Origin of the sequence: Verrucosispora sp. FIM060022, assembly GCF_003977705.1 — a bacterium.
Taxonomy (GTDB): domain Bacteria; phylum Actinomycetota; class Actinomycetes; order Mycobacteriales; family Micromonosporaceae; genus Micromonospora; species Micromonospora gifhornensis.
Genome location: NZ_RQIV01000010.1, coordinates 103527 through 128010 on the forward strand (window position 1 = coordinate 103527; position 24484 = coordinate 128010).

Annotated in this window: 17 protein-coding genes; 13 read left to right on the top strand and 4 right to left on the bottom strand. The window is 70.8% G+C overall.

The annotated features are described in order from the left end of the window. The first annotated feature begins 54 nt into the window (after positions 1 to 54). The 13 genes from EG812_RS23710 (at position 55) to EG812_RS23770 (ending at position 17715) form a co-directional block, all read left to right on the top strand. Complete coding sequence (locus EG812_RS23710) at positions 55 to 1098, top strand: substrate-binding domain-containing protein (protein ID WP_126712791.1); 1044 nt, start codon at positions 55 to 57, stop codon at positions 1096 to 1098. A 56-nt stretch (positions 1099 to 1154) separates the two neighbouring features. After that, entirely contained in the window at positions 1155 to 2330 is a 1176-nt protein-coding gene (locus EG812_RS23715; RefSeq protein WP_502697214.1) for a Gfo/Idh/MocA family protein, read from the top strand. Between the two features lie 457 nt (positions 2331 to 2787). Further along, positions 2788 to 3948 carry an inositol-3-phosphate synthase gene (locus EG812_RS23720; protein WP_013735341.1) on the top strand — a complete coding sequence of 387 codons (1161 nt, stop codon included), beginning with the start codon at positions 2788 to 2790 and terminating at the stop codon, positions 3946 to 3948. Further along, positions 3932 to 4870: an SCO3242 family prenyltransferase gene (locus EG812_RS23725; protein WP_126712793.1), complete on the top strand. Its 939-nt coding sequence runs from the start codon at positions 3932 to 3934 to the stop codon at positions 4868 to 4870. The genes EG812_RS23720 and EG812_RS23725 overlap by 17 nt, the downstream gene beginning before the upstream one ends. After that, on the top strand, positions 4867 to 5928 hold the full coding sequence (locus tag EG812_RS23730) for a sugar phosphate isomerase/epimerase family protein (RefSeq protein ID WP_081476191.1): 1062 nt from the start codon (positions 4867 to 4869) through the stop codon (positions 5926 to 5928). Before EG812_RS23725 ends, EG812_RS23730 begins: the two co-directional genes overlap by 4 nt. Positions 5929 to 5963: 35 nt before the next feature. Further along, complete coding sequence (locus EG812_RS23735) at positions 5964 to 6581, top strand: EboA domain-containing protein (protein WP_126712794.1); 618 nt, start codon at positions 5964 to 5966, stop codon at positions 6579 to 6581. Next, complete coding sequence (locus tag EG812_RS23740) at positions 6581 to 7432, top strand: TatD family hydrolase (protein WP_013735339.1); 852 nt, start codon at positions 6581 to 6583, stop codon at positions 7430 to 7432. Before EG812_RS23735 ends, EG812_RS23740 begins: the two co-directional genes overlap by 1 nt. Then, positions 7432 to 8622 carry a metabolite traffic protein EboE gene (gene eboE / locus EG812_RS23745; protein ID WP_126712795.1) on the top strand — a complete coding sequence of 397 codons (1191 nt, stop codon included), beginning with the start codon at positions 7432 to 7434 and terminating at the stop codon, positions 8620 to 8622. The genes EG812_RS23740 and eboE overlap by 1 nt, the downstream gene beginning before the upstream one ends. Further along, positions 8619 to 10007, top strand: a complete 1389-nt coding sequence (locus EG812_RS23750) for an alkaline phosphatase family protein (protein WP_013735337.1) — start codon at positions 8619 to 8621, stop codon at positions 10005 to 10007. Before eboE ends, EG812_RS23750 begins: the two co-directional genes overlap by 4 nt. Continuing rightward, entirely contained in the window at positions 10004 to 11071 is a 1068-nt protein-coding gene (locus EG812_RS23755) for a polyprenyl synthetase family protein (protein WP_013735336.1), read from the top strand. Before EG812_RS23750 ends, EG812_RS23755 begins: the two co-directional genes overlap by 4 nt. Positions 11072 to 11374: 303 nt before the next feature. Continuing rightward, positions 11375 to 14236 carry a PQQ-dependent sugar dehydrogenase gene (locus EG812_RS23760; protein WP_126712796.1) on the top strand — a complete coding sequence of 954 codons (2862 nt, stop codon included), beginning with the start codon at positions 11375 to 11377 and terminating at the stop codon, positions 14234 to 14236. A gap of 80 nt (positions 14237 to 14316) precedes the next feature. Further along, on the top strand, positions 14317 to 16434 hold the full coding sequence (locus tag EG812_RS23765; protein ID WP_126712797.1) for a ThuA domain-containing protein: 2118 nt from the start codon (positions 14317 to 14319) through the stop codon (positions 16432 to 16434). 273 nt (positions 16435 to 16707) lie between these two features. Further along, the gene (locus EG812_RS23770; protein ID WP_013735333.1) at positions 16708 to 17715 is read left to right on the top strand and encodes a sugar phosphate isomerase/epimerase family protein; all 1008 of its coding nucleotides are present in this window, start codon (positions 16708 to 16710) and stop codon (positions 17713 to 17715) included. A 47-nt stretch (positions 17716 to 17762) separates the two neighbouring features. On the opposite strand, the gene EG812_RS23775 is transcribed toward EG812_RS23770, so the two are convergent. The 4 genes from EG812_RS23775 to EG812_RS23790 all read right to left on the bottom strand — a co-directional run bounded on the left by EG812_RS23775 (position 17763) and on the right by EG812_RS23790 (position 24283). Further along, entirely contained in the window at positions 17763 to 18941 is a 1179-nt protein-coding gene (locus tag EG812_RS23775) for an ROK family transcriptional regulator (protein ID WP_013735332.1), read from the bottom strand. 179 nt (positions 18942 to 19120) lie between these two features. After that, positions 19121 to 20206, bottom strand: a complete 1086-nt coding sequence (locus tag EG812_RS23780) for a sugar phosphate isomerase/epimerase family protein (protein WP_233579602.1) — start codon at positions 20204 to 20206, stop codon at positions 19121 to 19123. Positions 20207 to 20282: 76 nt separating this feature from the next. After that, a complete protein-coding gene (locus tag EG812_RS23785) occupies positions 20283 to 23627 on the bottom strand; it encodes a ThuA domain-containing protein (RefSeq protein ID WP_126712798.1) in 3345 nt (1114 codons plus the stop codon). 269 nt (positions 23628 to 23896) lie between these two features. Beyond that, on the bottom strand, positions 23897 to 24283 hold the full coding sequence (locus tag EG812_RS23790) for a hypothetical protein (protein ID WP_013735329.1): 387 nt from the start codon (positions 24281 to 24283) through the stop codon (positions 23897 to 23899). Positions 24284 to 24484 lie beyond the last annotated feature (201 nt).

Sequence of the window (24484 nt, forward strand, 5' to 3'; positions counted from 1 at the left end):
TCGGGTCTCGCACACCCAAATTCCCTCTCCACCACTGATAATCAGGAGGTCGTGATGACCCAGCACAGTCGCCGCCGGCTGCTCTTCGGCGGGGCGGCCGTCGGGGCCGGCGTACTGCTCGCCGGCTGCACCAGCAACGAACAGGCCACGCCGACCGAGGCGCAGACCAAGGCGGCCGAGGGCGGCGGCAACTCCGAGCCCGGCAAGCAGGTGACCATCGGCTTCTCCGCCCCGGCCGCCGACCACGGCTGGATCGCCGCGATCACCAACAACGCCAAGGCGCAGGCCGCCGCGTACTCCGATGTGGAGTTCAAGACGGTCGAGGCCGGCGCGGACGCGGCGGCCCAGCGGGCGGCGCTGTCCACGCTGATCGCGCAGAAGCCCGACGTGATCGTGTTGCTGCCGCACGACGGCAAGGAACTCAACTCGTTCGGCCTGGAGGCGATGGCAGCCGGCATCCCGGTGGTCAACCTGGACCGGGCCTTCCCGGACGCCAAGGCGTACCGGTTGCAGATCAAGGGCGACAACTACGGCATGGGCGTGGCCGCCGCCACCTTCATCGTCGAGCAGCTCAAGGCCAAGGGCGTCAGCAACCCGGTGATCGCCGAGATCGCCGGCATCGACTCGCTGGAGCTGACCCAGGAGCGTACGCAGGGCTTCAACGACACCCTGGCCCAGCACAACTTCAAGGTGGCCAACCGGCGGGCGGCCGAGTTCACCGTCGACTCCGGGCAGCGTGAGGCGAGCCAGCTGCTCCAGGCCCTGCCGAAGATCGACGCGATCTGGAACCACGACGACGACCAGGGCATCGGTGTCCTGGCGGCGATCAGCCAGGCCAACCGCAACGAGTTCTTCATGGTCGGCGGCGCCGGCTCGAAGAAGGCGATGGAGGACATCCAGGCCGACAACACGGTGCTCAAGGCGACGGTGACCTACAGCCCGTCGATGGCCTCCTCGGCCATCTCGCTGGCCCGGCTGATCGGCCAGGAGCGGGGCATGTCCGACCTGGTGGAGCTCCAGGTGCCCAAGGAGATCGTCCTCGCCTCCGAAACGATCACCAAGGAGAACGCGAGCAACTACCTCAAGCTCGGGTTCTGACACGACCGGGGGGAGACCCAACCTTGTCCACGAACGACAACGAACTGCGGGTCGGCATGGTCGGCTATGCGTTCATGGGCGCCGCGCACTCACAGGCGTGGCGCACCGTGAACCGGGTGTTCGACCTGCCGGCGCGGGCCCGGATGGCGCTCATCTGCGGCCGGGACTCCGGGAAGGTGGCCGAGGCCGCCGACCGGCTCGGCTGGGACGAGCACACCACTGACTGGCGGGAGCTGGTGTCCCGACCAGACATCGACGTGGTGGACATCTGCACACCGGGTGACAGCCACGCCGAGATCGCGTTGGCCGCGCTGGCCGCCGGCAAGCACGTACTGTGCGAGAAGCCGCTGGCCAACACAGTCGCCGAGGCACAGGAGATGGCCGCCGCGGCGGCCAGCGCCCGCGCCGGCGGGGCGCGGTCGATGTGCGGATTCAACTATCGGCGGGTGCCCGCGGTGGCGCTGATGCGCCAGCTGGTCGCCGAGGGGCGGCTCGGCGAGATCCGGCACGTGCGGGCCACCTACCTGCAGGACTGGATCGTGGACCCGCAGTTCCCGCTGGTCTGGCGGCTGCGTAAGGAGGTGTCCGGCTCCGGCGCGCTCGGTGACATCGGTGCGCACATCATCGACCTCACCCAGTACGTCACCGGCCAGCAGATCACCGGCGTGAGCGCGGTGACGGAGACGTTCGTCAAGGAACGGCCGCTGCCGAGCGAGTCCAGCGGGTTGGCCGCGCAGACCGACGGGGGCAGCGCCGCCACCGGACCGGTCACCGTTGACGATGCGGCGATCTTCGTCGCCCGGCTCAACGGTGGAGCGTTGGCCACGTACGAGGCGACCCGGTTCGCCACCGGGCGTAAGAACGCTCTCCGGGTGGAGATCAACGGGTCACTGGGCACCGTCGCCTTCGACCTGGAGCGACTCAACGAGCTGGAGTACTACGACGCGACGCGACCCGCCGTCGAGCAGGGCTTCAGCCGGATCCTGGTGACCGAGAGCGATCACCCGTACCTGTCGGCCTGGTGGCCGCCGGGGCACATCATCGGGTACGAGCACTCCTTCACCCACCAGATGCGCGACTTCATCGAGGCGGTGGCGACCGGGGTCGACCCGAGCCCGTCCTTCGCCGAGGCGTTGCAGGTGCAACTGGTGCTGGACGCGGTGGTCCGGTCGGCCGAACTGGGGTCCTTGTGGACCGCTGTGGAGCCGGCACTGGCGACGGCCACCGCCTGAGCCACCTTCGGTACCCGACCGGTGAGGGCCGGCCGCGGTTGCGCCCCGCAGCCGGAACGGGTCGGGTACCGGAGGACGTGCCCTCGGGCTGCCCGGCCCGCAAGGCACGAGCAATGCGGTTCCTCCGGTGCGGTCGGACCGGGATTCCCCGGCCGCACCGGAGGACCGCCGCCCGATTCGTCACCAACCGGCCCCAGGACCCACCCGGGGCTACCACCGGAGGAGTTCAGTCGTCGTCCGGCCGGTCGCGCTGCCATGCGGCCGGACCGGATGCGGGTAGGCAGAGGCGAGACGCCGACCGTCGCTGCCTGCCAGCCCCGTCCGTCCGTACCGCTCCGGGTCGCCGGTCCGGCGGTGACGCCGCCGACGTCGGCGCCGGTCGGTGACTCGCATCGGAGCGGACGGCGGACGGGGCGCAACATCCCCAGGACGGTCCCATCGAACGGGAAGGAGCGCCATGCGTACGGGTGTCTGGCTGGTGGGAGCGCGCGGCTCGGTCGCGACCACCAGCATCGTCGGGGCGCTCGCGCTGCGCGCCGGGCTGACCAGGCCGACCGGGTGTGTCACCGAACTGCCCGCGGTGGGTGGTCCCGCCCTACCGACCTTCTCCGACCTGGTCTTCGGCGGGCACGACGTGGTCGCCACCCCACTGGCCAAGCGGGCCGAGACGCTCGCCGCCGCCGGGGTGCTGCCCGCGCGACTGGTCGCCGCACTGCCCGAGGAACTGGCCGCGGTCGACCAGGAACTGCGTCCCGCGCCGACCGACGGCAGCCAGGCCGACCGGGCCGCCGCGATCGTCCGCGACCTCACCGGGTTCCGTGACCGACACGGGCTGGCCCGGGTCGTGGTGGTCAACGTCTCGGCCACCGAAGCGGCCCCCGAGCCACACCCCGCCCACGCCGACCCGGCCGCGCTCAGCGCCGCCCTCACCGGCCCCGACGAGGTGCTGCCACCCAGCTCGCTGTACGCGTACGCGGCGGTGACGGCGGGCTGCCCGTACGTCGACTTCACCCCGTCGACCGGGCTGCGGCTGCCGGCGCTTAGCGCGTTGGCCGAGCAGCACCGGGTGCCGTACGCCGGGCACGACGGCAAGACCGGCGAGACGCTGCTCAAGTCCGTACTGGCTCCGATGTTCGCGATGCGCAACCTGCACGTGCGCTCCTGGTCCGGCACCAACCTGCTCGGCGGGGGAGACGGCGCCACCCTGGCCGACCCGGCCGCCAACGCCGCCAAGGTACGCAGCAAGCAGCGGGTGCTCGGCGAGACGCTCGGCTACCTGCCCCAGGGCGACACCCGCATCGACTACGTCGAGGAACTGGGCGACTTCAAGACCGCCTGGGACCTGATCACCTTCGCCGGCTTCCTCGGCACCGGCATGCGCCTGGAGTTCACCTGGCACGGCTGCGACTCGGCGCTGGCCGCCCCGCTCGTGCTCGACCTGGCCCGGCTCGCCGCCGCCGCGCACGCCGCCGGCCGTAGCGGGCCGCTGACCGAGTTGGCCTTCTTCTTCAAGGACCCGCTCGGGGAAGGCACCCACTCGCTGGCCGACCAGTGGACCCGGCTGTGCGAGTTCGCCCACCGGCTGCACACCGGAGGCACCGATGACCCGCGTGGCTGACCTCGTCGAGTTGGTCCGGGCCCCGGCCGCCCTCTCGGTGCCCGGTGACGTGGTCGCCGGTGCCGCCGCGGCCGGCGCGCTCGGTCCCCGTACGCCGGCTCTGGCGACCGCGTCGGTGCTGCTCTACTGGGCCGGCATGGCCGCCAACGACTGGGCCGACCGAAAGCTGGACGCGGTCGAACGCCCGGAGCGGCCCATCCCGAGCGGGCGGATCAGCCCCGGCGCGGCGGTCGGCCTCGCCGCCGGCCTCACCGCCGCGGGCGTCGGCCTCGCCGCCGCCGCCGGGGGACGCCGCGCCGCCGCCGTCGCGGTGCCGCTGGCCGCCACCATCTGGGGGTACGACCTCCTGGCCAAGAACACCGCCGCCGGCCCGGCCGTGATGGCCGCCTGCCGTGGGCTGGACGTGCTGCTCGGTGCCGCCGGTGGCCGCCCGCTCCGGGCACTACCGGCAGCGGTGACCGTGGCCGCACACACCTGGACCGTCACCGCCCTGTCCCGACGCGAGGTCGACGGCGCTGACAAGGCGCTGCCGCTGCGTACGCTCGCCGGCACCGCCCTGGTCGCGGCGAGCGCCGCGGTACCCCCCGCCCTCCGTGCGGAAGACCCCGCCGCCCGGCAGGCGCACGGCCCCCGCCGCGGCGAGCGCTTCGGAGTCGGCCGCCGTGCGGTCGGCGCGGTAGCGGCGGCGCTGCCGGCCGTTCTCGCCGGGTGGTACGCCGCCCGCTACGGCGCCGCGCAGGCTCGGGTGGTCAGCGAGCCCACCGCCGGCCGGGTCCGCGCGGCTGTCGGTGCCGGCATCACCGGTCTGCCCGCCCTGCAGGGCGCATTGACCGCACGGGCCGGTGCCGGCCTGCTCGGGGTGGCCGTGGCGGCGGCGGCACCACTGGCTCGACGGCTGGCCCGGAAGGTCTCCCCGACATGACCGCTGCCGAGGGCAGGCCCGTCCCCCCGGTCGGCGGGCCTGGCGGCCTACGCTTCGGGTACGGCACCAACGGCTTCGCCAACCATCGTCTCGACGACGCGCTGGCGGTCATCGCCGACCTCGGTTACGTCGGCGTCGCGCTGACCCTGGACCACGACCATCTCGACCCGTTCGCGCCGGAACTGGCCCGGCGGGTCGACGCCGTCGCGCGTCGGCTGACCGACCTCGGCCTCGCCGTGGTGATCGAGACCGGTGCCCGGTACCTGCTCGACCCGTGGCGCAAGCACGCCCCGACACTGCTGCACGACGACGCCGCGCTGCGGGTGGAGTTCCTGCGCCGGGCCGTAACCATCGGCGCCGACCTCGGTGCCGAGGCGGTCTCCTTCTGGGCCGGGGTACGCCCCGAGGCGGTCGCACCGACCCTGGCCTGGGACCGCCTGGTGGCCGGCTGTGCCACAGTGGTCGAGGCGGCCGACCGGGCCGGCGTGACGCTCGGTTTCGAACCCGAGCCGGGCATGCTGGTCGAGGACATCGCCGGCTGGCGGCGGCTGCACGCGGCGCTCGGCGCACCGGCCTGCCTGGGCATCACCCTCGACATCGGACACTGCCGCTGCCTGGAGTCGCTGTCCGTGCCCGACTGCGTCCGTGACGTCGGCAACCACCTGGTCAACGTGCAGATCGACGACATGCGGCGCGGTACGCACGAACATCTGGAGTTCGGCGAGGGCGAGATCGACTTCCCGCCGGTGCTGGCCGCGTTGCGCGAGGTCGACTACCGAGGCCTGGTCGCGGTCGAGCTGCCCCGCCACTCGCACGCCGCACCGGCCGTAGCAGCCCGATCGCTGGACTACCTCCGCATCGCCTCCACCGCGCTGCCCGCCCTGGCCACGCCGGTGGCCGGCACTGCTGAGCGTGCCGCCGCGGCGGACGACATTCCTACCGAACCCCTTTGCTCTGCTTCACCGGACGCATCACTGGCGTCCGATATCCGGACAGCGACCGCTGCGTGGGTTGAAGCAGAGCAAAGGGGCCGTGGGGACGACCCGGGTCTGCGATGACGAGGCAGCGCGACATGAGAGGGGTGAGGACGGCGATGAGATCGGACGACCTGCGGGCGGCCCTGCGGGGCATACCCGACCCGGACTGGTTGGTGGCGGCCCTGGCGGGCGTCGCGGCACAGCCGTCGGCGATCACGAGGTTCTTCCCGGCGGTCGGCCGGCGCTGCGGCCGGGCCGACCTGCCCGACCTGCCCGGGTGGACCGCTGACGAGGCGGCCCGCGCGCTGCTGCTGGCCAACCTGCCGGCCGAGCACGCCGAGCGGGCCGAAGCGCTGTACCGCACCGGCGACGCCGCCGAGAAGCGGGCCGTGCTCAAGGCGTTGCCGCTGCTGCCGATCGGTGCGGCCGGGGTGCCGCTGCTGCACGACGCGCTGCGTACCAACGACACCCGGCTGGTCGCCGCAGCCCTCGGCCCGTACGCGGCACATCTCGACGCCTCGACCTGGCGGCAGGCGGTGCTCAAGTGCGTCTTCACCGGCGTACCGCTGGCGGTGGTGGCGGATCTCGACGCCCGCGCCGACGGGGAACTGGCGGTGATGCTCGCCGGGCTCGCCGCCGAACGGCAGGCCGCGGGCCGGAGCATGCCCGACGACGCCACCGCGCTGCTGGACCGGCTGACCGCCGGCAGCCAACCGCACCACAGGGAGGCGTGATGCGCATCTTCGACCCGCACATCCACATGACGTCCCGCACCACCGACGACTACGAGCGGATGGCCGCCGCAGGGGTGCAGGCGATCGTGGAGCCGGCGTTCTGGCTGGGCCAGCCGCGTACCAACGTCGGATCGTTCACCGACTACTTCGACTCGCTTGTCGGCTGGGAGCCGTTCCGGGCCGGGCAGTTCGGGATACGGCACCATGCCACGGTCGCGCTCAACCCGAAGGAGGCAAACGACCCGCGTTGCCGGCCGGTGCTCGACGTGCTGCCCCGCTACCTGGAGAAGGACGGCGTGGTCGCGGTCGGCGAGATCGGGTACGACTCGATGACGCCGGAGGAGGACGCCGCCTTCGCCGCCCAACTCGCCCTGGCGGTCGCCCACGACCTGCCGGCGCTGGTGCACACCCCGCACCGGGACAAGGCCCGCGGTGTCGACCGCACCCTGGCCGTGGTCGCCGAGTCCGGCATCGAACCGGGGCGCGTGGTGGTCGACCACCTCAACGAGGTGACCGTGAAGCAGGTCCGGGACACCGGCTGCTGGCTCGGCTTCTCGATCTATCCGGACACCAAGATGTCGCCGCCCCGGATGGTCGAACTGCTCAAGGCGTACGGCACCGAGCGGATGCTCGTCAACTCCGCCGCCGACTGGGGGCGGTCGGATCCGCTGCTGACCCGGGCCACCGGCGAGGCGATGCTGGCTGCCGGGTTCACCGACGAGGACGTCGACCGGGTGCTCTGGCGCAACCCGATCGAGTTCTACGGGCAGTCGGGTCGGCTCGACCTCAGCGACGGTGACGGTGCCGAAGCCACCTTCGCCGGCAACTCGATCCTGCGCGGCGGCGGCTGATGCGACTACGGCATGCCGGCGGGCGCACCATCCACCTCGGCTACTGCACGAACGTGCATCCGGCCGAGGACCTCGCCGGCATCCTCGCCCAACTCGACCGCTACGCGCTGCCGGTCCGTACGGCGCTCGGTGCCGACCTGCTCGGCCTGGGCCTGTGGCTGGCCGCCCCGGTCGCCGCCGAACTGGCCGCCGACGCGGACGCCCGCCGTCGGTTGCGCACCGAGTTGACGGTACGGGGGCTGGAGGTGGTCACGCTCAACGGCTTCCCGTACGCCGCCTTCCAGGCGCCGGTGGTCAAGGGCGCGGTCTACCAGCCGGACTGGACCACGCAGCAGCGGCTGGACTACACAGTGGATCTGGCCCGGGTGCTGGCCGACCTGCTGCCCGACGACGCCGCCCGAGGCTCGATCTCCACCCTGCCGTTGGCCTGGCGTACGCCCTGGGACACCGCACGTGCGGACGCGGCCCGGCGGCGTCTCGACCAGCTCGCCGCCGGCCTGGCCGCGGTCGAGCGGGACAGCGGCCGGGTGATCCGGGTCGGCTTCGAGCCGGAGCCCGGCTGCGTGGTGGAGAGCAGCGCGCAGGCGGTGTCGGCGTTGTCCGGGATGGACACCGAGCGGCTCGGCGTCTGCCTGGACCTGGCCCATCTCGCCTGCGCGTGGGAGGAGCCGAGCATCGCCCTCGACCGGCTGGCCGCGGCCGGCCTGCCGGTGGTGAAGGTGCAGGTGTCCGCCGCGCTGGAGGCCACCGACCCGGCGGGCGAGACGGCCGCGCTGCGCCGCTGGGTCGAGCCGCGGTTCCTGCACCAGACCCGTACCGTCGGCTGCGCCGGGTCGCACGACCCGGCGGATCCCCGGTGGGCCGCCGACGACCTCGATCTCGCTCTCGACGCCGGGCTGCCCGGCCCGTGGCGGGTGCACTACCACGTGCCGTTGCACGCCCCGCCCGAACCGCCGCTGGACTCGACCCTGCCGGTGCTGCGCGCCGCGCTGGCCGCCCTCTTCGCCGGGGTCGATGCCGGCTGCGACCACCTCGACGTCGAGACGTACACCTGGGGGGTGCTGCCGGCCGCGCGGCGCCCCGGCACCGACGCGGAGCTGGCCGCCGGGATCGCCGCCGAGTTGGCCTTCGCCCGCGACGAACTGGTCGCCCTCGGGCTGACCCCGACCGAAACGGTGGTTACCCCATGACCCGAAAACTGCTGGTGCTGGACGTGGTGGGGCTGACCCCGCGGCTGCTGGCCCACATGCCCCGGCTGCGCGCGGTGGCCGACACCGGCTTCTCCGCCGAGCTGGGTACGGTGCTGCCGGCGGTGACCTGTTCGGTGCAGTCGACCTTCCTCACCGGTGCGCTGCCGGCCGAGCACGGCATCGTCGGCAACGGCTGGTACTTCCGTGATCTCGGTGAGGTGCTGCTCTGGCGGCAGCACAACGCGCTGGTCGGCGGGGAGAAGCTCTGGCAGGCCGCCCGGCGGGTACGCAGCGACTACACGGTGGCCAACGTCTGCTGGTGGTACGCGATGGGCGCGGACGTCGACTGGACGGTCACCCCGCGGCCGGTCTACTACGCCGACGGCCGCAAGGAGCCGGACTGCTACACCGATCCGCCGCAGCTGCACGACGACCTCACCGCGCGACTGGGCACCTTCCCGCTGTTCACCTACTGGGGGCCGGGCGCGGGTCTGCCGTCATCGAGCTGGATCTGCCGGGCCGCCGAGCAGATCCTCACCGAGCAGTCTCCCGACCTGACCCTGGTCTACGTGCCGCACCTGGACTACGACCTGCAACGCTTCGGGCCGTCCGCACCCCAGGCCGCCGCCGCGGCAGCCGAACTGGACGGGGTGCTCGCGCCGCTGTTGGACGCCGCGCAGGCTCGGGACACGACGGTGGTGGTGCTCTCCGAGTACGGCATCACCGACGTCTCCCGGCCGGTCGACGTGAACCGGCTGCTGCGCGCCGAAGGGCTGTTGCGGGTGCACACCCAGGCCGGCATGGAGTACCTCGACCCGTGGACGTCGCGGGCGTTCGCGGTCGCCGACCACCAGATCGCCCACGTCTACGTCCGCGATCCGGCGGACGTGCCGGCGGTGGCGAAGCTCTGCGCCGGGCTGCCCGGGGTGGCCGAGGTGCTCGACGCGGACGGCAAGGCGGCACACGGGCTGGACCATCCGCGCGCCGGTGAACTGGTGCTGGTGGCCGAGCCCGACGCCTGGTTCACGTACTACTACTGGCTCGACGACGCCCGGGCGCCGGACTTCGCCCGGCTGGTCGAGATCCACCGCAAACCCGGGTACGACCCGGCGGAGCTGTTCTTCGACCCGGCCGCACCGGGCGCGGCGAAGCGACGGGCGGCCGTTGCGCTGGCCCGCAAGAAGCTGGGCATGCGGTACCTGATGAGCGTGGTCGGCCTGGACGCCGGTGCGCGGGCGGTACGCGGCTCGCACGGTCGGCTGCCGACCGACCCGGCCGACGGGCCGGTGCTGCTCTGCTCCGACCCGTCGCCGGCCCGGGACCGCATCGCCGCCACGGAGGTGAAGGGGCTGCTGCTGGAGCTGGCCGGACTGGAGGCGTTGTGACGGCCACGATCACTCCGACGGACGCGAACGAACTGCGGGCCCGGTTCGACGCGGAGTTGACCGCCTTTCTCGACCGGCAGGACCCGGACTGGCCGGACGGCGCGCCACGGGGCGTTTTCACCACGCTGCACCGCTTCGTGCTGGCCGGCGGCAAGCGGCTGCGACCGCTGTTCTGCTACTGGGGCTGGCGGGCGGCCGGTGGCCCGGACAGCACCCCGATCGTGACCGCCGCCGCGGCGCTGGAGCTGTTCCACGCCTTCGCGTTGATCCACGACGACATCCTCGACGGCAGCGACCGCCGTCGGGGCGAACCCTCGGTGCACCGGATCTTCGCCGACCTGCACACCCGGTCGTCCTGGCGGGGCGACCCGGAGGCGTACGGGCGCAACACCGCCCTGCTCTGCGGCGACCTCTGTGCGGCCTGGTCGGACCAGATGTTCCACGAGTGCGGGTTGGACGCCGAGTCGGTGCACCGGGGCTACGCCGTCTTCTCGTTGATGCGTACCGAGGTGATCGCGGGGGAGTACCTCGACCTGGTCTCCGGTGTCGGGGGCGGCTCGGTGGCCAGCGCGCTCACCGTGATCCGGATGAAGGCGGCCCGGTACACGGTGACCCGGCCGTTGCAGATCGGCGCCACGTTGGCCGGGGCGTCATCGGAGCTGGTCGACGCGCTGGCCGAGTTCGGCGACCCGTTGGGCGACGCCTTCCAGCTGCGTGACGACGTGCTCGGGGTCTTCGGTGATCCGGCGGTCACCGGTAAGTCGATCCTCGACGATCTGCGCGAGGGCAAGCCGACGGTGATGATGGCGTTGGCCCGCGACGCGGCGAACCGGGCGCAGAGTGCCCGGCTGCGGGAGCTGTTCGGCAATCCTGACCTGGACGCCGAGGGCGCCGCCGAGCTGCGCGAGATCATCGAGAGCACCGGTGCGCGTACCACGATCGAGCAGATGATCCAGGTCCGGGCCGACGCCGCGTTGGCCGCTCTGGCGCAGACAACTGTGACGCCGGAGAGTCGGGCGGCGCTTACCGCGTTGGCGGCTCAGGCGGTCGACCGCCACCGTTGACGTGCAGGTGGATCGTTCGGAACCTCCCCAACTTCTGATCATATATACGAAAGTCCATGCGTCCTCGGCGGAAGGTATGGACACATCGACGAATGCCACTTAGTGTCATAGCCGGTACCGAAATGTTTCGATGAGGTGAACCGGCGGCGCGGGAACCTCGGACTGACCCGTCTCCATCCCCGCGCGACCACGCACCCCGGCCATCGGTCGTCCGGGCAATCCCCCCCGCTACGGCATTCGGCGCGACGGCGCGCGCCCCGCCTGGCTTTACCCGTCAGGAAGGGACAGCCTCCAATGTCCACAATGGACAGCACTCGCCACCCCGCACGGTGGCTCACCTCCGGCGCGGCCCTGCTCCTGGCCGTCACGGCCGGCACGGTCGCCCTCGGTGCCGGTCCGACCGCGCTCGGCGGACCGACTCCGGCCCAGGCCCACCCCATCGTGGCCACCGACTTCCAGCAGGTCACCCTCGCCAAGGGGGTCGCCGAGGTCGGCGAGCCGATGACCCTGGCGGTACTGCCGGACCGCTCCGTCCTGCACACCGCCCGCAACGGCACGTTGCGCCGCACCGACGCGGCCGGCAACACCACGGTGATCGGCACGATCCCGGTCTACACCCACGACGAGGAAGGGTTGCAGGGCGTCGGCGTGGACCCCAACTTCGCCAGCAACCGGCACATCTTCCTCTACTACGCGCCGCCGCTGTCCACCCCCGGCGGTGACGCCCCGGCCACCGGCACCAGCTTCTCCGCCTGGCAGGGCGTCAACCGGCTCTCCCGGTTCACCCTCAACGCCGACTTCACAGTCAATGCGGCCAGCAAGGTCGACGTCCTCGACGTCGCCGCCGACCGGGGCATGTGCTGCCACGTCGGTGGCGACATCGACTTCGACGCCGCCGGCAACCTCTACCTCTCCACCGGTGACGACACCAACCCCTTCGACTCCGGCGGCTACGCCCCGATCGACGAGCGGACCAACCGCAACCCGGCGTACGACGCACAGCGCAGCGCGGCCAACACCAACGACCTGCGCGGCAAGATCCTCCGGATCAAGGTCAACGCCAACGGCTCGTACTCGATCCCGGCCGGCAACATGTTCGCCCCCGGCACCGCGAACACCCGCCCGGAGATCTACGCCATGGGCCTGCGCAACCCGTTCCGGATGAGCGTCGACAAGGCCACCGGCATCGTCTACGTCGGCGACTACGGGCCGGACGCCGGCTCCACCAGCGCCCGTGGCCCCTCCGGACAGGTCGAGTTCAACCGGATCACCGGCCCCGGCTTCTACGGCTGGCCGTACTGCACCGGCACCAACACCACCAACGAGACGTACGCCGAATGGAACTTCGCCAACAACACCGCCGGGGCGAAGTACAACTGCACCGGCGGCGCCACAAACAACTCGTTCCGCAACACCGGCCTGACCACCCTGCCGGCGGCCAAACCCGCCTGGATCCGGTACGCCGGAGACGCCGGCAGCCCGCCGGAGTTCGGTGGCGGCTCCGAATCCCCGTCGGGTGGGCCGGTCTACCGCTACAACGCCGCGTCGACGTCGACCACCAAGTGGCCGCAGAGCTTCGACGGCCAGTTCTTCGCCGGTGAGTTCGGCCGAGGCTGGATCAAGCCGATCCACGTCAACGCCGACGGCTCGGTGGGCACCATCGACGCCTCGTTCCCGTGGAACGGCAAGCAGGTCATGGACATGGCCTTCGGCCCGGACGGCGCGCTGTACGTGCTCGATTACGGCACCGGCTACTACAACGGCGACGCCAACTCCGCCCTCTACCGCTACGACTACGTCGGCGGTGGCAACCGGGCGCCGACGGCGGTGGCCTCGGCGAACCGCACCTCCGGGATCGCCCCGTTGACCGTGAACTTCTCCTCGGCCGGGTCATCGGATCCGGAAGGTGGGACGCTCACCTACTCGTGGGCGTTCGGCGACGGCACCACCTCGACGGCCGCCAACCCGAGCAAGACGTACACCGCCAACGGCAACTACACCGCCACGCTGACCGTACGCGACCCGCAGGGCGCGACCGGCACGGCGAGCGTACGCATCGGGGTCGGCAACACCGCCCCGACGGTCACCATCACCAGCCCCGGCAACGGCCAACTGTTCAGCTTCGGTGACACGGTGCCGTTCAGCATCACCGTCACCGACCCGGAGGACGGCACCATCGACTGCACCAAGGTCAAGATGACCTACGTACTGGGCCACGACAGCCACGGTCACCAGATCACCTCGCAGAACGGCTGCACCGGCACGATCGCCGTACCGGTCGACGGTGAGCACGACGACGCGGCCAACATCTTCGGCATCTTCGACGCCGAGTACACCGACGCCGGTGGGCTGACCACCCACACACAGCACACCCTCCAGCCCCGCAAACGGCAGGCGGAGCACTACAGGACCGCCTCCGGTGTCGACGCCTTCGACAAGCCGACCGCCGAGGGCGGCAAGACCGTCGGCAACATCAACAACGGTGACTGGATCGCGTTCGAGCCGTACCGGCTGGGCAACGTCACCTCGTTCAGCGCCCGGGTCTCCTCCGCCGGGGCCGGCGGCACCCTCCAGGTGCGGGCCGGTTCGGCCACCGGCACCGTCCTCGGCTCGGCGACCGTTCCCGTCACCGGGGCCTGGGACAGCTTCACCACGGTCACCGGCGCCATCAGCAACCCGCCCACCGGCACCACCACGCTCTACCTGACCTTCGCCGGCTCGGGCACCGGCCACCTCTACGACCTGGACTCGTTCGCCTTCACCACCGGCAGCGGCAGCACCGTCCGGACCGGGCCGATCACCGGCCTGGGCGGCAAGTGCCTCGACGTACGCAACGCGGCCACCGCCGACGGCACCCAGATCCAGATCTACACCTGCAACGGCAGTGCGGCGCAGACCTGGACGGTGACGCCGAACTCGACGATCCGGGCGTTGGGCAAGTGCCTGGACGTCAACGCCGCCGCCTCGGCGGACGGCACGAAGATCCAGCTGTGGACGTGCAACGGCGGCGTCGCCCAGGTCTGGTCGGCGCAGTCGAACGGCACGTTGCGTAATCCGAACTCCGGTAAGTGCCTGGACGTGTCGAACAACAGTTCGGCCGACGGCCAGGCGGTGCACCTGTGGACCTGCCACACCAACACCAACCAGCGCTGGATCCTTCCGTAGCTGAAAGGAAGGGCCCCTTGTTAACGCCTAGCGTTGTACAAGGGGCCCCTCCTAACACGACGACCGTTTGGGAGAGCGACATGCGCAGACTGCTCCGCCCCGTTCTCGGCGTGGCCACCGCGGCCCTCGCCGTGATCGCCTGCACCGCCCCGGCCACCCCGGCCAGCGCCGCCGACACCCCGTACGACGTGCTGGTCTTCTCCAAGACCGCCGGCTTCCGCCACGACTCCATCGCGGTGGGCACCCAGACCATCCGCGACCTGGGCGCGGCCAACAGCTTCACGGTCACCGCCACCGAGGACGCCGGTGTCTTCACCACCGGCAATCTCGCCCAGTACGAGGCAGTGGTCTTCCTCAACACCACAGGCGACGTGCTCAACGCCAGCCAGCAGACCGCCTTCGAGTCGTACATCGGCTCCGGCGGCGGCTACGTGGGTGTGCACGCCGCCGCCGACACCGAGTACGGCTGGTCCTTCTACGGCAACCTGGTCGGGGCGTACTTCCGCTCCCACCCGGCCATTGCGCAGGCCACCGTCCGGGTGGAGAACCGCGCCCACGCGGCCACCGCCCACCTGCCGCAGAACTGGACCCGCACCGACGAGTGGTACGACTTCCAGGCCAATCCCCGCCCGGGCGCCCGCATCCTGGCCAACCTCGACGAGTCGTCGTACTCCGGCGGGGTGATGGGGGCCGACCACCCGATCGCCTGGTGCAAGACGTACGCCGGAGGTCGGTCCTTCTACACCGGGGCCGGGCACACCCAGGCGTCGTACTCCGAGCCGGCCTTCCGGGCGCACCTGCTCGGCGGCATCCGGTACGCGGCCGGCCGCACCAAGGCCGACTGCCGGGCCGAGACCGGCTACACAACGCTCTACAACGGCTCGACCACCGGCTGGTCGCAGGCCGGCCCGGGCAGCTTCACCAACTCCGACGCCACCCTCAGCTCCACCGGCGGGATGGGCCTGTACTGGTACAGCGCGAAGCAGTTCACCAACTACTCGCTCAAGCTGGACTGGCGGATCGCCGGAGACGACAACTCGGGGGTGTTCATCGGCTTCCCGCCGTCGAGCGACCCGAACTCGGCCATCAACAACGGCTACGAGGTGCAGATCGACCCCACCGACACCGCCGACCGCACCACCGGCGCGGTGTACGGCTTCAAGTCCGCCGACCTCGCGGCCCGCGACGCCGCGCTGAACCCGGCAGGGGAGTGGAACACCTACGAACTGCTGGTGGAGGGGGAGCGCCTGCAGGTGTTCCTCAACGGGGTGAAGATCAACGACTTCACCAACACCGACCCGGTCCGCTCGCTCGCCGGTCACATCGGCATCCAGAATCACGGTACGGGCGACGACGTCTCGTTCCGCAACATCCGGATCAAGGAACTGGGTGGCACGAACCCACCGCCGGGCAGCAACACGACCGTGCAGGCCGAGGCGTACAACTCGGCCAACGGGGTGACCGTGGTCGGCAAGACCGGCGCCAACGGCGGCCAGGTGCTGGGCTACATCGATCCGGGTGACTGGGCGGCGTACAACAACCTGGACCTGACCGGTGTCACCTCGCTGCGGGCCCGGATCGCCTCCGCCGGCCCCGGCGGGACCATCCAGGTGCGTACCGGCTCGACCACCGGCACCGTGCTCGGGTCGGTGTCGGCACCGAACACCGGCAACTGGAACACCTTCGTCGACGTCAGCGCCCCGCTGTCAAACGTCCCGTCCGGCACCCGCAACGTCTACCTGACCTTCACCGGCTCGGGTGGCAGCCTCTTCGACGTCGACGACTTCACCCTGGTCCGGGGCGGTGGCGGCACCGGCGGCACCGGCCCGATCACCGGGCTGGGCGGCAAGTGCCTCGACGTACGCAACGGGTCGTCGGCGGACGGTACGCAGATCCAGATCCTCACCTGCAACGGCAGTGCGGCGCAGACCTGGACGGTGACGCCGAACTCGACGATCCGGGCGTTGGGCAAGTGCCTGGACGTCAACGGCGGGGCCTCCGCGGACGGCACGAAGATCCAGCTGTGGACGTGCAACGGCGGCGGCGCGCAGAACTGGTCGGCGCAGTCGAACGGCACCCTGCGCAACCCGCAGACGGGCAAATGTCTGGACGTGTCGAACAACAGCTCCGCCGACGGGCAGGCGGTGCACCTGTGGACCTGCCACACCAACGCCAACCAGCGCTGGATCCTCCCGTAACGAGGTAAGGAAGGGCCCCTTGTTAACGCCTGGCGTGGTACAAGGGGCCCCTCTTAACACCGGCAAACCGGAGGGCCTTTTGCGTCGCGGGTGACAGGCCTAGAGTGAAGGCGGCGACCGCGAGGTGGCCGGTGAGCCGACGGGAGGCGCAACCCGTCGGCCCCAGGCGCGACCACGCCCACCGGCACACCGTCGAGGCCGCCGCATCCGGCATCCCTCGCCCCGGTCCCGCAGTCACGGAATCCCCAACACCACGACAGGGGAAAAGGACAGATGGCGCGACCGATCACGCTGTTCACCGGCCAGTGGGCCGACCTTCCGTTCGACGAGGTGTGCCGGCTCGCCGCCGAGTGGGGCTACGACGGCCTGGAGCTGGCCTGCTGGGGCGACCACTTCGAGGTCGACAAGGCCCTCGCGGACGACTCGTACATCGAGCGCAAGCGCGAGACGCTGGCCAAGCACAACCTCCAGGTCTTCACGATCTCCAACCATCTGGTCGGCCAGGCGGTCTGCGACCACCCGATCGACGAGCGGCACCAGGGCATCCTGCCCGCCCGGATCTGGGGCGACGGCGAGCCCGAAGGCGTCCGCCAGCGGGCCGCCGAGGAGATCAAGGACACCGCCCGTGCGGCGGCCAAGCTCGGCGTCAACACCGTCGTCGGCTTCACCGGCTCGTCGATCTGGCACACCCTGGCGATGTTCCCGCCGGTGCCGCCGTCGATGATCGAACGCGGCTACCAGGACTTCGCTGACCGGTGGAACCCGATCCTCGACGTCTTCGACTCCGTCGGGGTGCGGTTCGCCCACGAGGTGCACCCGAGCGAGATCGCCTACGACTACTACACCACCAAGCGGACCCTGGAGGCGATCGACCACCGGCCCGCCTTCGGCCTGAACTGGGACCCGTCGCACTTCGTCTGGCAGGAGCTGGACCCGGTCAACTTCATCTTCGACTTCGCCGACCGGATCTACCACGTCGACTGCAAGGACGCCAAGGTGCGTACCGGTGACGGCCGGCGCGGCCGGCTGGCCTCGCACCTGCCCTGGGCCGACCTGCGGCGCGGCTGGGACTTCGTCTCCACCGGTCACGGTGACGTGCCGTGGGAGGACTGCTTCCGGGCGCTCAACGCGATCGGCTACGACGGGCCGATCTCGATCGAGTGGGAGGACGCCGGGATGGACCGCCTGGTCGGTGCCCCCGAGGCGCTCCAGTTCGTGCGCCGGCTCGCCTTCGACGCCCCCTCCGCCGCCTTCGACGCGGCGTTCAGCAGCAAGGACTGACCGCACCTTCCGTGCGGCCCGACGACCACCGGGCCGCGCGGACGCGGTCAGCCGGACGTGAAGACGTGATCGCTGGCCAACCGGGCCGCACCGACCAGGGCGGCCCGGTCCGCCAGGTCGGAGAGCACCACCGGCATGGTCCCGGTGGCCAGCGGCGCGGACCGGCGGTAGACCACGCCACGGATCTCGGAGAGCAGGATGTGCCCGAGCCCGTCCGGTGCCCCGCCGATCACCACGATGCCCGGGTTGAAGAAGCTGACCAGTCCGACGAGTACCCGCCCCACCCGGCGGGCCGCGTCGCGGACCAGCGCCTGGGCGGCTGGATCACCGGCGGTCGCCGCCGAGGCGATGTCCGGCACGGTGAGCGTGCCCGTCTCGGCCAGTCGGGCCGCCAGCAACTCCGACCGGCCACCGCGGGCAGCCGCCGACGCCGCCCGGATCAGCCCCGCGTCCCCGCAGTACGCCTCCAGGCAGCCGAATTCGCCGCAGGCGCAGACCGGCCCGTCCTCACCGAGCGGCAGGTGGGCGATGTCACCGGCGCTGCTCGTCGCCCCCCGGTAGAGCGAACCGCTGAGCACCAGCCCGCAGCCGATCGCGGTGCCGAGCTTGAGGTAGAGGAAGTCGTCGAAGGTCCGGCCGATGCCGGCGTGCTGCTCACCGAGGGCGAGCACGTTCGCGTCGTTGTCGACGAGCGCCGGACAGCCCAACTCGGTGGCGAACGCGTCCCGGACCGGGAACCGCTGCCAGCCGGGCAGCACGGCCGGCGCGACCGAGGCGCCGCCGTCGACCGGCCCGGGCAGCGCGATGCCGACCCCGGTGAGTTCGGCGACGCCGAGTTCGGCGCGAAGCTTCTCGACCAGTTCGACAGCCCGGGCGATCACCGGCTCCGGCCCGCCCCGAACGTCCGCCGGTTCACCGGTCTCGGCCAGCACGTTGAGCTCACCGTCGGTCAGCGCCACGCTGATCCGGTCGGCCGCCACGACGACGCTGGCGAAACGCACCCGACCGGCGAGGCGCAGCAACGACGACCGGCGTCCGCCCCGGGAGGCGGCCTGCCCGGCGGTCTCGACCAGCCCGCGGGCGACGAGTCGATCCAACTCGGTGGTGAGCGTCGAGCGGGACAACCCCAGGATGTCACCCAGCTCCACCCGGGAGCGGGGGCCGTCGTCGCGCAACAGCCGGACCAGCCTCGCCTGCTGCGGATTCTCTGGGCGGACGAGTGTCATCACCAACACCTCCCGTCCGAAGTCTTTCATGTAGGTGTTTCCAGCCTGTAGCGAGCCGGGGCCGCATCCGTCACCGGATGCGGCCCCGGGATTGAAGATGTCACCGCGGGCGGTGCCGGCACGGCGGGCGGGCCCGCCGCGCCGGCACCGCGTCCACGGTCTCCCGCATGTCGAGTCCGTCAGCCCCGCAGACCCGACATGTGCTGGTAGCTCACCTCGGCGTAGCGCAGCGAACGGCCCGGGTCGGCGGCCCCGCCCGGCGCGTTGTCCTGCTCCCACATCGGGTTGTGGTAACCCTTGGCGCCCATGTTGGCGAAGAAGTTGCCGTAGTCGATGTCGCCCTGGCCGAGCGGCACCATCTCGTACCCGGCCGCGACGTTCGGGTTGAACGCGCCGTCCTTGGCGTGGAACAGCGGGAACCGCATGGTCCGGGTCGCCACCGTGGCCAGCGGGTCGAAGACGTCGGTCTGCAGGTTGCCGTCCGGGTCGGTGTAGGCACGGAAGCGGTGCTGGGCCACGTGCGCCCAGTAGATGTCCATCTCGAAGAAGACCCGGTCGGCCTCGGTCTTGTCGAAGAAGTACTCCAGCTTGCGGATGCCCGAGGAGCGGGTGGGCCGACCCAGCCCGTCCAGCGGCCCGCTGTCGAGCAGGAAGTTGTACGCCGCGTCGTGGTTGTGCGTGTACAGCTTCAGCCCACGGGCACGGGCCATCTCACCGAACAGGTTCCACCGGTCGGCGGCGGCGTCCCAGTCGGCCTTGTAGTTGCTGCTCGTCGGGTCGCTGCCGGTGCCGATGTGCTGCATGCCGAGGATCTCGGCGGTGTCGAGGGTCTGCTCGAACGCGGCGATGGTGTTCGGCGTGACGGTGCTGGGGATCGAGGCGTGCGAGCCGTTGGCGCGCAGCCCGTTGTCGTCCAGGATCTTCCGGATCTCCGTCGGGGTGATCTGCCGGCCCAGGATGCTGGTGTGCTGGGTGTAGCCGGCGAACTCCACCTCCTTGTAGCCGATCTCGGCGAGCCGGCCGAGCACCCGCTCGAAGCCGTACGGCACTCCGCTGGTGTCCGGGGCGGCGCTGATCCGGTCCCGGACGCTGTACAGGATGATGCCCCGCTTGCCGGGCGGGACGAGCACCCCGTTGCCGTTGCCCTTGCTGTTGGCAACGGCGGCGGAGCCGAAGCCGGCGGCGCCGACGGCCGCCGCGCCGGCGACCCCGGCGAAGGCGCCGAGTATCCGACGCCGGCTCATTCCGTGCTGACTGTCGCTCATGTCCTACTGCCTTTCTCGGTGGTGTTACCGGTGGGGTGGCTGGGGTCGTCGGGTGACGACCCCAGCCGGAGGGTGCCTACGGGGTGAGGCCGATGCCCGGACCGTTGAACTGCACCCAGTTGAGGTTGCCGAAGCCGCTGGCCGGACCGCCGGCGACGGTGGTGAACACCAGGTACAGCCGGAACGTCTCACCGGGGTCGGTGATCGGCACGCTGGTGCTGGTGAAGGCGTTGTTGCCGGTGGTCGCGTTGACCGTTGCGGTGGTCAGCAGCGGACCGGTCGGCGAGTCCCGGCGGAACTCGACGTTGAAGCGTGGCTGCCCGGCCGTGGCCGCGCTGCCACCGGAGGTACGCAGGGTCACCGAGTCGATGTTCCGCAGGTTGACCGTGCCGTTTATGGCGATCCAGTCACCGTTGTCGAGGCTGCCGCGTTGCTGCCCGCCGCCGGCGTCCGCGGTGTTGCCGACCGTGGTGCCGGACTGTTCCCGGGCGAACTCCACCTGCTGCAACTTGTCCTGGATGACCTGCTGACCGATGGTGGTCAGCGGCGGCTGACCGTTGGCGCCGTTGTCGGTGTAGGTCGCGCTGATCACGCCGTAGATGTAGCCGCCGTGTGAGGCGTCGTCGGCGAGCGTGGGCAGCACCCCGGAACAGCCGAGCTGGTTGGCCTCCCCGTGCCCGTGGTCGTCGTGACCGAGAACGAAGGTGACTTCCACCTTCGCGCAGTCGATCGGGCCGTCCTCCGGGTCGGTGACCGTCACCGACCAGGGGATGTCGTCACCCCAGCTGAAGAAGCCACCCTCGATCGGTACGTCCACCCGTACCGTCGGGGCGGTGTTGCCGACCGTGATGGTGGTGTTCGCCGTCGCGGTCTTGCCACTGGAGTCGGTCACCGTCAGCCGCGCCGTGTAGACGCCGTTGCTGGTGTACGTGAACGAGGGGTTCGGGTCGACGGAGTCGGTCGTGCCGTTGCCGTCGAAGTCCCAGGCGTACGAGATGGAGTCCGCCGGATCCGGGTCGCGTGACCCGTCACTGGAGAACGCCACGGTCAACGGGGCCTGCCCGTTGGTCGGGGTCGCGTTCAGCACGGCCGTCGGTGCCCGCAGGCCCTTGACGTAGCTGAACTTCACCATCGCCGCGTCCGGGTTGATGTTGAAGAACCCGTCCCCGTACGTGAGCAGGTAGAAGTTGCCGTCCGGACCCCACATCATGTCCATCGGGTTGTCGCAGAGGAACGGCCTGGCCGGCGTGACCGGACCTCCGCCGCAACTCAACAGATCGTTGATCTTCAGGACGTCGCCCTGCGAGTCGAGCCGGATCTCCCGCAGGTAGTCCCGGGTGAACTCACCGAAGAAGATCGCGCCGTCGTAGTACGCGGGGAACTTCGTCTCCGACCTCAGCTCCGGGTCGTAGTCGTACTTCGCCGCGCCGTGCGGACCCACACCGCCGGTGCCGAGCTCCGGGAAGAGCACCGGACAGGTCTGGGTCGGGGTGGACAGGTAGGACTCCGGGCAGGGCGTCGGGGCCTGGAAGGAGTACCAGAGCTCCGACTTCTCCACCGGCGGCAGGTCGACCAGGCCGGTGTTGTGCCGGGAGGTGTTCTTCGGCGCCGCACAGTCGAACGGCGCGATCGGCGAGATCGGGCTGGTGGTCCAGTTCATCTCGTAGTACGGCAGGTCCGGCTGTACGCACAGCGGCCAGCCGTAGTTCGCGGGCTTGTCGACCACCATCATCCGCCCGGTGCCCGCCGGCCCTCGCCCGACCGCGGCGGTCGAGGAGTCGGGAGAGTAGTCGGTGATGTACGCGACGTCGTTCTTGTCCAGGGTGATCCGGAACGGGTTGCGCAGCCCCATCGCGTAGATCTCCGGTCGGGTCTTGTCACCCGGATCCTGCGCCTCGGGGAACAGGTTCCCCTCGGGGATGGTGTAGCTGCCGTCCGCCTGGACCTTGATCCGCAGGATCTTGCCCCGCAGGTCGTTGGTGTTGGCGGAGCTGCGCCGGGCGTCCACGAACGGTGCCTGGTAGACCCCGCTCGCGCTCACCGAGTCGTTGTGCGGGGAGAAGCCACCCGAACCGCCGCCGCCGGCCGGGGTGTCGTCCCCGGTGACCAGCCACAGGTTGTTCTCCGAGTCGAAGGCGATGTCGCCGCCGACGTGACAGCAGGCGCCCCGGTCCACCGGTACCTGCATGATCTTCTGTTCGGTGCTCAGGTCGAGCGAGGGGTTCTCGCCGTCGACGAACTTGAACCGCGACAGCTGGAAGTAGCCCTTCCAGTTGTCCCAGGCGTTGGGGTTGGTGCTGGTCGTGGGCGCAGCGCCGGTGGGAGTGTCACCCGGTGGGGCGTAGAACAGGTAGACCCACTTGTTGGTGGCGAAGTCCTTGTCGATCGCCGGGCCGTACATCCCGTCCTCGCTGTGGGTGTAGACCGGGATCTGGGCCAGCAGGGTGGTGCGGTTGCCGTCCGGCTCGTGCAGCCGTACGCCACCACGTCGGTCGGTCTGGATGACCCGCCCGTCGGGCAGCACGTCGAAGCCGATCGGCTCGTTGACGTTGGGCTGTGCACCGATCACCGTCATCTGGTAGTTGGCCAGCACCGTCGCGCCACAGTCGCCGTCGGTGACGCCGGCCGCCCACTGGATCGCGCCACCGAGGTGAGCGCGCAGGTCGGTGCCGCTGAAGCTCTCCGGGGTGGCGCCGAGTCCGGTGTAGAACGAGCGTCCGCCCTGGTAGTCCTTGCACCAGGTGATGGGGTGGTCGAAACCCATGCTGCCGCCGGCGTACGTCTTCTCGTCCACCGTCGCCAGGACGTGCGAGAAGCCCCGGACGTTGGCCGCGAAGTTGTACCACCGGTCCGTCGTGGTCCACCGCTCGGGCAACGAGGCCGAGGCCGGGTGTACCCGGTCGGCCACGGTCACCGTGGCGGCGCTGGCCGGCGTCGCCGCGCCGACGGCGCGGGTGCCGAGGACCTCGTCGAGGAAGCCCCAGCCCGGCTCCGCCTCGATCGCCGAGTGCACGCCGACGAAGCCGCCACCGGCGCGGTAGTACTTCTCGAACGCGGCTCGTTGGTCGTCGTCGAGCACATCGCCGGAGGTGTTCAGGAACACCACGGCGCGGAACTGCTTGAGGTGCGGCTCGCGGAACTTGCGGGCGTCGTCGGTGACGTCCACCGTGAACCGCCGTTGCTTGCCGAGCTGTCGGATGGCGTCGACGCCGGCCGAGGTGGCGGGGTGGGCGCCGTCGGCCGACCGGGTGAAGACCAGCACCTTGTACTGGATGCCGTTGTTTGTCGATGTCGCCTCGCCGGCCACCGGCGCGGCTTGCGCCGGCGTGGTCTGCGGGGCGCCGGTCGCGACGAGTGTCGCGCCGACGAGGGTGAGGAGACTCAGATAGGTGAGGGCTCTGCGGCCCAACGGTCTGTGCATCGAACCTCGCTCTGATCGGTCAGTTCCGTCCCGGCACGCGCGGTGCCGGGGCGGTTGGGGGTTACCAAACGAGCCTGGCCAGGTCTAACGAGGACGATATTTGCGGCCGGCAATAAAGAGAAGGGGTCAGAGGCAGAAGTTTCAGCGATATCGCCGGGACTTTCGTTCAATACGGGCGAAAGTTACCGCGAGGGTGGACACTTTGCCGGTGCGCACACAGCAGCCGGGCCCGACCGCCACACTGGCGATCGGGCCCGGCTGAAGGGTTGCTACAGATTCGTGCCGTTGGTGCCGGACGGCTTGCTGCGGGCCGTGGTCGACGTCGTCGACCCTGCGGTCGACCCCGACGAGCTGGGGCCGGGCTTGGCGCCGGCCGTGGCCGGCGTGCCGGCGAAGGCGTCGTCGGCAGCGGTGGGCCCGTGCTTGCCGTTCTGGTTCAGCTTCTCGCCCAGCTTGGAGTGGCCGAGCTTGTCCTTGCCCTCGTGGTAGAGCCGGCTGGCCTGGGCCTGGGCGACCCCGGCCGCCTCCTGGACGGTCGGGTGGTCGAGCACCTTGCGGCCCTGGACCATCAACTCCTCGTACTTCTCCCGGCCGGCACGGGCGCCCAGGACGAACCCTGCAGCCAGCCCGCCAAGGAACATGATCTTTCCGCGCATGGCGGCTCCTCTCGTACCTGACGCGCCGTCGACCCGCCCTCGATCACCGGGAGCGGGGCCGACCAGTTCGCGCCTGCGTCCTGTCGTCGGCAGCTAACTACCCATCCTGCTCTCTGCTCATACCTCCTTGTGCCCCGATGGCGATTTGCCCCAGACAATCCGATCGGTCGGTCCGATGATCAGGAGGGTAACCCCCCTGGA

Coding starts and splice junctions, on each gene's coding strand:
- EG812_RS23735 (WP_126712794.1), top strand. CDS start 5,964: ATGAGATCGGACGACCTGCGGGCGGCCCTGCGGGGCATACCCGACCCG.
- EG812_RS23765 (WP_126712797.1), top strand. CDS start 14,317: ATGCGCAGACTGCTCCGCCCCGTTCTCGGCGTGGCCACCGCGGCCCTC.
- EG812_RS23710 (WP_126712791.1), top strand. CDS start 55: ATGACCCAGCACAGTCGCCGCCGGCTGCTCTTCGGCGGGGCGGCCGTC.
- EG812_RS23720 (WP_013735341.1), top strand. CDS start 2,788: ATGCGTACGGGTGTCTGGCTGGTGGGAGCGCGCGGCTCGGTCGCGACC.
- EG812_RS23730 (WP_081476191.1), top strand. CDS start 4,867: ATGACCGCTGCCGAGGGCAGGCCCGTCCCCCCGGTCGGCGGGCCTGGC.
- EG812_RS23775 (WP_013735332.1), bottom strand. CDS start 18,941: ATGACACTCGTCCGCCCAGAGAATCCGCAGCAGGCGAGGCTGGTCCGG.
- EG812_RS23715 (WP_502697214.1), top strand. CDS start 1,155: ATGGTCGGCTATGCGTTCATGGGCGCCGCGCACTCACAGGCGTGGCGC.
- EG812_RS23725 (WP_126712793.1), top strand. CDS start 3,932: ATGACCCGCGTGGCTGACCTCGTCGAGTTGGTCCGGGCCCCGGCCGCC.
- EG812_RS23770 (WP_013735333.1), top strand. CDS start 16,708: ATGGCGCGACCGATCACGCTGTTCACCGGCCAGTGGGCCGACCTTCCG.
- EG812_RS23740 (WP_013735339.1), top strand. CDS start 6,581: ATGCGCATCTTCGACCCGCACATCCACATGACGTCCCGCACCACCGAC.
- EG812_RS23750 (WP_013735337.1), top strand. CDS start 8,619: ATGACCCGAAAACTGCTGGTGCTGGACGTGGTGGGGCTGACCCCGCGG.
- EG812_RS23785 (WP_126712798.1), bottom strand. CDS start 23,627: ATGCACAGACCGTTGGGCCGCAGAGCCCTCACCTATCTGAGTCTCCTC.
- EG812_RS23790 (WP_013735329.1), bottom strand. CDS start 24,283: ATGCGCGGAAAGATCATGTTCCTTGGCGGGCTGGCTGCAGGGTTCGTC.
- EG812_RS23780 (WP_233579602.1), bottom strand. CDS start 20,206: ATGAGCGACAGTCAGCACGGAATGAGCCGGCGTCGGATACTCGGCGCC.
- EG812_RS23760 (WP_126712796.1), top strand. CDS start 11,375: ATGGACAGCACTCGCCACCCCGCACGGTGGCTCACCTCCGGCGCGGCC.
- eboE (WP_126712795.1), top strand. CDS start 7,432: ATGCGACTACGGCATGCCGGCGGGCGCACCATCCACCTCGGCTACTGC.